This is a genomic window from Streptomyces sp. NPDC048171 (assembly GCF_043202655.1).
GTDB lineage: Bacteria > Actinomycetota > Actinomycetes > Streptomycetales > Streptomycetaceae > Streptomyces.
This window is the reverse complement of the sequence record NZ_JBIDAU010000006.1, coordinates 98,080-106,079: the sequence shown is the minus strand read 5'-3', so window position 1 is coordinate 106,079 and position 8,000 is coordinate 98,080. Positions and strand designations below refer to the sequence as shown.

Genomic DNA, 8,000 nt, shown 5'->3' with positions numbered 1-8,000 from the left:
GTCAAAGGCCCCTCAGTCCCATTCCAGGCCGCCGCGCCGCCATACGTACGCGTACGCGACGAAGACGGTGAGCACGAAGAGCAGCATCTCCACGAGCCCGAAAATCCCCAGGGCGTCGAAGGTGACGGCCCAGGGGTAGAGGAAGACGATCTCGATATCGAAGATGATGAAGAGCATCGCCGTCAGGTAGTACTTGATGGGGAAGCGCCCGCCGCCGGCCGGCGTGGGGGTCGGCTCGATGCCGCACTCGTAGGCCTCGAGCTTCGCCCGGTTGTACCGCTTCGGACCGATCAGCGTGGCCATGACCACGGAGAAGATCGCAAAGCCTGCCCCGAGGGCTCCCAGTACGAGGATGGGCGCATACGCGTTCACCGCTCCTCGCTCCTCTCAGTCGGCACTGACTGCTGGCGGTTGCACTGGACTCACAGCCGCCCCAACAGCCCCACGAGCCCCGCTCGTCCCGGCGAAGATCGCGAACATGTGAAGCAGGTCACAAGCCCAACTGCCTCGCATCCTATGCCCGCCGCTCTGTGATCTGCGACACGGGGTATTGCACAAGCTTTGTGATCTCCACCACCTGACGAACGATCATGAAGTCGGATGAGCGGTGATCTTCACACAAGAAGCGTTCAGCTGATCACCAGAGGTGACATTTTCGATCGTCGCCGCTGGCCAGAGGGGGTCACCGAAGGGCGTCTCAATATCAAGATGCTTCCCTTGCATGCAAATTGGCGTTGGCCGGAGTGGCTTGATAGAGGACGCGTTCACACGTCGGAGGGAGGGGCGGGGTGCGATGTGGACACGTGCACGCGTTCACGAGCACCCGGGCGCGCCGAGACGCAGGCACCGGGGTAACCGTTCCGTGACCTGCGCCACATTCATGAGAGGCCCGTGAGAACCGGGCTTGGCCAACTGAACCAACCAGTGGTAGGTGCGGGGCAATTCGGGCGTAATGATCAAAGACCGTGATCACAGGCCTGATATGGGCCGTCCGCAATGTCCGTTACGGCGTCAATAAAGAGCGACACGCCCGACGTTCGGGGGCTCGATTGAACAACTGTGGCGCAGCCCACGTTTCTTGAAGGTATGGAGGAGCTACTGATACCGGTTGTCCCTATGTCCCACACCGCTCACATACGCAGCCACCGGAAGCCCCGCCGCAGCGCGTCGAAAATCGCGATGCGGGCCGGAGTTGCCGGTGGCGTCCTCAGCACCCTGGCAGTCGCCGGTGCGTCGGGGTCGGCCAACGCGGCCGAACCGGTGACGCAGACCCTCGAACTGCCCACCCTGACGGCCGACCTGGCCGCTCAGGTCGCCCAGTCCGCCGACGTCACCCAGCAGGCGGCGTCGAGCTACGAGCTGCGTGCCGAGCGTGACGCGGCTGCCGCCAAGGCCGCCAAGCAGGCCAAGGCCGACCTCGCCGACGCCAAGAAGAAGGCCGCGGAGGCCAAGAAGAAGGCCGAGGAGGCCGAGCGCAAGGAGGCCGCCGAGCGCGCCGCCCGCAGCGCCGAGCGCACCACCCTCAGCGCCTCCGCGGACACCGGCAGCTCCAGCAGCTCGGACAGCGGCACCAGCACGTCCACCGCCACCGGTTCGGCCGCCGCGGTCGTCGCCTTCGCGCAGGCGCAGGTGGGCAAGGCGTACGTCTCCGGCGCCACCGGCCCGTCCGCCTACGACTGCTCCGGTCTCGTGCAGGCCGCCTTCAAGCAGGTCGGCGTCAGCCTCCCCCGGGTCTCCCAGGACCAGTCGACCGCCGGCACCCAGGTCGGCCTCGGCAACCTCCAGCCGGGCGACATCCTGTACTGGGGTGGCGCGGGCAGCGCGTACCACGTGGGCATCTACGTCGGCGACGGCATGTTCGTCGGCGCGCAGAACTCCTCCACGGGCGTCGTCAAGCAGACGCTCGACTACGACCCGCCGAGCGGCGCGGTCCGCGTGCTGTAGCACTCGGGCAGATCCGTACGAAGGGCCGCAGCCGCTCGGGGGCTGCGGCCCTTCGCCACGTCCCGGCGTCCTCACGCCCTCCTCGGCCCGCCGCCAGGTGCCGGCTCGCCACCGCCCCCACGGCTCCGCTCGGCGCCCGTCGCCTGCCCGCGACCCGCCCCCGGCGCTCCGTCGCCCCGTGGCGCCGCCTAGGCACCCCGTCGCTCTCCCTCGCCCCCGACGCCCCCGAAGCCCCCGGCCTCGCGCGATTCCCGGCCACTCTCGCCGCCCCGTGGCGCCTCACCGCCCCCTGGGTGCCCCGCCGCCCTCCCGCGCCCCGACGCCCCCGGCCGGCCCGCTCGCCCCGGCCACTCACGGCCCCCCTCCGCCCGCGCACGCTCGGCACTCCGCCCCCGTCGGATCACGCGCGGCCCCGCCGCGCCGCCTGGCATGCTCGGGCGCGGGCCGGCGCTCCCGTCGGTCCGTTCACGAGCCGGAGGAGAGAACGTCATGCCGAGTGTGTTCGTACAGGGGCGGCCCGCCGCCGCGTATCCGCCGCTCGCGCCCGAGGCCCGGCGCGGGTCGGCGCGGCGGGTGACCGAGGTCGGCGAGGAGGTGCTGCACAAGCCCTGCCGGGACGTCACCGAGTTCGGCCCCGACCTGGCCGCGCTCATCGACGACATGTTCCGCACGATGTACGTCGCCGAAGGGGCGGGGCTGGCGGCCAATCAGGTCGGGGTCGCACTGCGGCTGTTCGTCTACGACTGCCCGGACGACGACGGTGTCCGACATGTCGGGCACATCGTGAACCCGGTCCTGGAGCCCCTGGCCCCGGCCGACCGGCGGCTGCTGGACGAGGGCGAGGGGTGCCTGTCGGTGCCGGGCGCCGTCAGGGCCGTACCGCGGCCCGACCGGGCCGTCGTGCGGGGCCTCGACAAGGACGGGCAGCCGCTGCTCGTCGAGGGCACCGGCTACTTCGCGCGCTGCCTCGCCCACGAGACCGACCACGTGAACGGGCAGGTGTACCTGGACCGGCTCTCCGCGCGGGAGCGGAAGGCCGCGCTGCGGCAGTCGGCGGACCGGCGCGCGGAGGTCTTCGCGCGCCGGGACGCCAACGCCCGCGCCCTCGACGAGGGGCCCGAGGGCTGATCGGCCCGAGGGCTGATCACGCCTTGGGCGCGACCTTGCTCAGTCCGTTGATGATGCGGTCCATCGCGTCGCCGCCCGTCGGGTCCGTCAGGTTGGCGAGCATCTTGAGGGTGAACTTCATCAGGACGGGGTGGGTGAGGCCGCGCTGGGCCGCGATCTGCATGACCTTCGGGTTGCCGATGAGCTTCACGAAGGCGCGGCCCAGCGTGTAGTAGCCGCCGTAGGTGTCCTTGAGGACGCGCGGGTAGCGCTGGAGGGCGATCTCCCGCTGGGCCGGCGTGGCCCGCGCGTGCGCCTGGACGATGACGTCGGCGGCGATCTGGGCGGACTCCATGGCGTAGGCGATGCCCTCGCCGTTGAAGGGGTTCACCAGGCCGCCGGCGTCGCCGACCAGGAGCAGGCCCTTGGTGTAGTGGGGCTGGCGGTTGAAGGCCATGGGCAGGGCGGCGCCGCGGATCGGGCCGGTCATGTTGTCCGGGGTGTAGCCCCAGTCCTCGGGCATGGACGCGCACCAGGCCTTGAGGATCTCGCGCCAGTCGAGGTCCTTGAAGGAGGCGGAGGTGTTCAGGACGCCCAGGCCGACGTTGGAGGTGCCGTCGCCCATGCCGAAGATCCAGCCGTAGCCGGGCAGCAGGCGGTCCTGGGGGCCGCGGCGGTCCCACAGTTCCAGCCAGGACTCCAGGTAGTCGTCGTCGTGGCGGGGCGAGGTGAAGTACGTGCGGACCGCGACGCCCATCGGGCGGTCCTCGCGGCGGTGCAGGCCCATCGCCAGGGACAGCCGCGTCGAGTTGCCGTCGGCGGCCACGACCAGCGGCGCGTGGAAGGTGACCTCGCGCTTGTCCTCGCCCAGCTTGGCGTGGACGCCGGTGATGCGGCCGGTGCGGTCGTCGACGACGGGGGCGCCGACGTTGCAGCGCTCGTACAGCCGGGCGCCGGCCTTCTGGGCCTGCCGGGCGAGCTGCTCGTCGAAGTCGTCGCGCTTGCGGACGAGTCCGTAGTCCGGGAAGGAGGCAAGATCCGGCCAGTCCAGCTGGAGGCGGGAGCCGCCGCCGATGATGCGCAGGCCCTTGTTGCGCAGCCAGCCGGCCTCCTCGGAGATGTCGATGCCCATGGCGACGAGCTGCTTGACCGCGCGCGGGGTCAGGCCGTCGCCGCAGACCTTCTCCCGGGGGAAGGCGGTCTTCTCCAGCAGGAGGACGTCGAGCCCAGCCTTGGCCAGGTGGTACGCGGCCGTGGAGCCGGCTGGCCCCGCGCCCACGACGATCACATCGGCGGTGTTTTCGGAGAGGGGCTCGGTCACGGCGGGATCTCCCCAGAGTTCGAAATCTGCGTGCCGACGGGCACTGGACATGGGCAGTCTATTCAGCGTCACCGATCACCCGGCTGAAGGGCTGCCCAGTGAACCGAGCTGTGCCCGTTGTACGGTTGCGCGTCCCCACCGACGAGGACGCCGTCGCCTGGCACCGGATCTTCGCCGATCCGGACGTCATGGAGTTCCACGGCGGCCGGGCTGCGGAACTGTCCGTCTACGAGGAGCTGACCGCGCGCCAGCGCCGGCACGACGCCGAGCACGGCTTCTGCCTGTGGACCATGGTGGACGAGTCCGGGCAGGTCATCGGCTTCACCGGCGCCCAGCCGTGGCCGGGCGACTGGGGCCCGAAGGGCGAGATCGAGATCGGCTGGCGGCTCGGGCGGGCGCACTGGGGCAAGGGGTACGTCACGGAGGCGGCCCGGCAGACGCTGGAGCGGGTGCGCGGGGCGGGCGTGGCGGAGGTGGTCGCGATGGTCAACGCGCGCAACGCCCGGTCCATCGCGGTCACGGAACGCCTGGGCATGCGGCTCGCCGAGGTCTTCACCATCCCCGGCTCCGACCGGCAGGGCCACTGCTACCGCCTTCCCCTCCTCGGGGCGTGACGGAGTGTAATCGACTGTCACAGAAAGCCACTTGGTGCTTCCGGGCGGTGCACGGCGGAGCTACCCTGCCGGGTACCGCTGGGGGTGACGTCCGTGCGCCTGGTACCCGAGAAATCCGATGTCCACGTACCGCGCCTGGTCGGCCTGATGGCCGTGGACGCGCGGGAGACGGCACGCGCGCGGGGCCTGTCCCTGTACGCGTCGGACCGGCCCGATGTGCGACTCGCCGTCGTCGACCACGTCGTACGCCAGTTTCCGCAGCCCGGGGCGCGGGTGCCGCGGGAGTCGACGGTGTACGTGTGGTTCGACTTCGGGGAGGGCGAGGGCGGCGGGGGCATCCGCGAGCCGCGGGTGCCGCGACCGCCGCTGGGCGGGCTCCGGAGGGAGCTGGCCGAGCCGGACGGTGAGCCGGGCGAACCGGGCGGGGAACCGCCCGGCCCCGCGCCCTGCTGCGCGGCCCTCAGCTCGCCTTGAAGCCCCGGTGCAGCGCCACCACGCCGCCCGTCAGGTTCCGCCACGCCACCTTCGACCAGCCCGCCTCGCCCAGCCGCCGGGCGAGCGCCGGCTGGTCGGGCCAGGCGCGGATCGACTCGGCGAGATAGACGTACGCGTCCGGGTTGGACGACACCGCGCGGGCCACCGGCGGCAGGGCGCGCATCAGGTACTCGGTGTAGACGGTCCGGAACGGCGTCCACGTCGGGTGCGAGAACTCGCAGATGACGACCCGGCCGCCGGGCCGCGTCACCCGGTACATCTCGCGCAGCGCCGCGTCCGTGTCCTGTACGTTGCGCAGCCCGAAGGAGATGGTGACGGCGTCGAAGGCGTCGTCGGCGAACGGCAGCCGCGTCGCGTCGCCCGCGGTGAACGGCAGCCACGAGTGCCGCTCCTTGCCCACCTGGAGCATGCCGAGGGAGAAGTCGCAGGGGACGACGTACGCGCCGCTGCGGGCGAAGGGCAGCGACGAGGTCGCCGTACCGGCCGCGAGGTCCAGGACCTTCTGCGCGGGGCGGGCGTCGACGGCGTCGGCGACCTCCTTGCGCCACGCCCGGTCCTGGCCGAGCGACAGTACGGCGTTCGTCAGGTCGTACCGTCGCGCGACGTGGTCGAACATCGAGGCGACTTCGTGCGGCTGCTTGTTCAGGCTGGCTCGGGTCACCGGGCCATTGTCGCAGGCGGCTCCGGCAGGCTACGCGCGCCGGTACACCAGACGACCGCCCACGACGGTCGCCACGCACGTCGAGGCGCCCTCCCGCACGAGCGCGGCCCGGTCGGGCACGTCGAACACGGCGAACCGCGCGGGCTTCCCGGCGCCGAGGCCCGGCAGCAGCACGAGGGGCACCGGGGAGAAGGCGGCGGGCCCGGGCAGCGTGGCCGGCCGCCCCGCCAAGGCGAGTCCCGGCCTGCGCACCGCGTCCAGGGCCGCGCGGTCGCGCAGTTCACCGGCGACCGCGACCGTGCCGTGCGCCAGCATGCGCTGCACACCGCGGCGTGCGCTGGCGCCCCGCGCGGAGGGGGAGCTGTCGAGCAGGGCCCGCGCGCGCTCCCCGAACAGCGGCTCGGTGCCGAGCCGGTCCGCCTCGCGCGGGTCGGGGTGGTAGGCCTGCTCCAGCAGCTCCGGACCGTACGGGTTGAGCAGGCCGGGCGTCAGGATGCCGGGCCACCGCCGCAGCCGCGCGCCCGGGTGGGCGGCGGCCAGTTCCTCGTAGGGGCCGACGGCGGCGAGCTGCGCGCCGTCGACCAGGACGGCCGCCTCGGGCGAGGCCTCGGCGACGTGGATCGTCGTGGGCACGGTGACCTCAGTTGGGCGCGAGCAGCTTCAGTTCGGGGTGGGCGGTGCCGCCCTCGATGGCCGTGGACGAGATGTGGGAGACCACGCGCTCGTCGACGGGGTCGTCGGCCGGGTCGTCGTGCACGACGAGGTGCTCGTAGGTCGTGGCGCGCTGCGCGGGGACACGTCCGGCCTTGCGGATCAGGTCGATGATCTCCAACCGGTTGGAGCGGTGCTTGGCGCCGGCCGACGACACCACGTTCTCCTCCAGCATGATCGACCCGAGGTCGTCGGCGCCGTAGTGCAGGGAGAGCTGGCCGACCTCCTTGCCGGTGGTCAGCCACGAGCCCTGGATGTGGGCGACGTTGTCCATGAAGAGGCGGGCGATGGCGATCATCCGCAGGTACTCGAAGAGCGTGGCCTGGGTGCGGCCCTTCAGGTGGTTGTTCTCCGGCTGGTAGGTGTACGGGATGAAGGCGCGGAAGCCGCCGGTGCGGTCCTGGACGTCCCGGATCATGCGCAGGTGCTCGATGCGCTCGGCGTTGGTCTCGCCGGTGCCCATCAGCATCGTGGACGTCGACTCCACGCCGAGGCCGTGCGCGATCTCCATGATCTCCAGCCAGCGCTCGCCGGACTCCTTGAGCGGCGCGATCGCCTTGCGGGGGCGCTCGGGGAGCAGTTCGGCACCGGCGCCGGCGAACGAGTCGAGCCCGGCGGTGTGGATGCGCTGGATCGCCTCCTCCACGGAGACCTTCGAGATCCGCGCCATGTGCTCGACCTCGCTCGCCCCCAGGCTGTGGATGACGAGCTGCGGGAACTCCGCCTTGATGGCCGCGAAGTGCTTCTCGTAGTACTCCACGCCGTAATCGGGGTGGTGGCCGCCCTGGAACATGATCTGCGTGCCGCCCAGCTCGACGGTCTCCGCGCAGCGGCGCAGGATGTCGTCGAGGTCGCGGCTCCAGCCCTTCTTGGTGTCCTTGGGGGCCGCGTAGAAGGCGCAGAACTTGCACGCCGTGACGCACACGTTCGTGTAGTTGATGTTGCGCTCGATGATGTACGTGGCGATGTGCTCGGTACCGGCGTACCTGCGCCTGCGTACGGCGTCGGCGGCGGCGCCCAGCGCGTGCAGCGGGGCGTCGCGGTAGAGGTCGAGCGCCTCTTCGGGGGTGATCCGCCCACCGGCGGCGGCGCGGTCGAGGATGGGCTGAAGGTCGGCCTTCTCGGTCACCGGCGTCCCTTTCGCAAG

The 8,000-nt window shown here is 71.5% G+C and carries 9 protein-coding genes; 4 read left to right on the top strand and 5 right to left on the bottom strand.

Going from position 1 to position 8,000, the window contains the following annotated elements:
• Window positions 1-12 precede the first annotated feature (12 nt).
• Entirely contained in the window at window positions 13-372 is a 360-nt protein-coding gene (locus tag ACGF3J_RS18015; RefSeq protein WP_003974383.1) for an NADH-quinone oxidoreductase subunit A, read from the bottom strand.
• Window positions 373-1,116: 744 nt separating this feature from the next.
• Between ACGF3J_RS18015 and ACGF3J_RS18010 the strand changes: the two genes are divergently transcribed.
• The gene (locus ACGF3J_RS18010; protein ID WP_161329699.1) at window positions 1,117-1,944 is read left to right on the top strand and encodes a C40 family peptidase; all 828 of its coding nucleotides are present in this window, start codon (window positions 1,117-1,119) and stop codon (window positions 1,942-1,944) included.
• A gap of 489 nt (window positions 1,945-2,433) precedes the next feature.
• Window positions 2,434-3,072 carry a peptide deformylase gene (gene def / locus ACGF3J_RS18005; protein WP_161329700.1) on the top strand — a complete coding sequence of 213 codons (639 nt, stop codon included), beginning with the start codon at window positions 2,434-2,436 and terminating at the stop codon, window positions 3,070-3,072.
• 16 nt (window positions 3,073-3,088) lie between these two features.
• Here def and ACGF3J_RS18000 read toward each other — a convergent pair whose 3' ends face one another.
• The gene (locus ACGF3J_RS18000; RefSeq protein WP_125492822.1) at window positions 3,089-4,423 is read right to left on the bottom strand and encodes a geranylgeranyl reductase family protein; all 1,335 of its coding nucleotides are present in this window, start codon (window positions 4,421-4,423) and stop codon (window positions 3,089-3,091) included.
• 47 nt (window positions 4,424-4,470) lie between these two features.
• Here ACGF3J_RS18000 and ACGF3J_RS17995 point away from each other — a divergent pair, with 47 nt between their 5' ends.
• Both ACGF3J_RS17995 and ACGF3J_RS17990 read left to right on the top strand, forming a co-directional pair.
• Window positions 4,471-4,986, top strand: coding sequence for a GNAT family N-acetyltransferase (locus ACGF3J_RS17995; protein ID WP_161329701.1), 516 nt, complete (start codon window positions 4,471-4,473; stop codon window positions 4,984-4,986).
• Between the two features lie 93 nt (window positions 4,987-5,079).
• Window positions 5,080-5,460: a PASTA domain-containing protein gene (locus tag ACGF3J_RS17990; RefSeq protein WP_161329702.1), complete on the top strand. Its 381-nt coding sequence runs from the start codon at window positions 5,080-5,082 to the stop codon at window positions 5,458-5,460.
• Here the strand turns inward: ACGF3J_RS17990 and ACGF3J_RS17985 are convergent.
• Genes ACGF3J_RS17985 through mqnC form a run of 3 tightly spaced genes read right to left on the bottom strand, consistent with a single transcriptional unit; the run spans window position 5,447 to window position 7,982 of the window.
• On the bottom strand, window positions 5,447-6,142 hold the full coding sequence (locus ACGF3J_RS17985; protein WP_161329703.1) for a demethylmenaquinone methyltransferase: 696 nt from the start codon (window positions 6,140-6,142) through the stop codon (window positions 5,447-5,449). The two genes, ACGF3J_RS17990 and ACGF3J_RS17985, sit on opposite strands and share 14 nt — an antisense overlap.
• A 30-nt stretch (window positions 6,143-6,172) precedes the next feature.
• A complete protein-coding gene (locus ACGF3J_RS17980; RefSeq protein WP_393854267.1) occupies window positions 6,173-6,775 on the bottom strand; it encodes a hypothetical protein in 603 nt (200 codons plus the stop codon).
• Window positions 6,776-6,782: 7 nt separating this feature from the next.
• Window positions 6,783-7,982 (bottom strand): cyclic dehypoxanthinyl futalosine synthase, encoded by a 1,200-nt coding sequence (mqnC, locus tag ACGF3J_RS17975; protein ID WP_161329215.1) that lies wholly within the window; start codon window positions 7,980-7,982, stop codon window positions 6,783-6,785.
• Window positions 7,983-8,000: the final 18 nt, after the last annotated feature.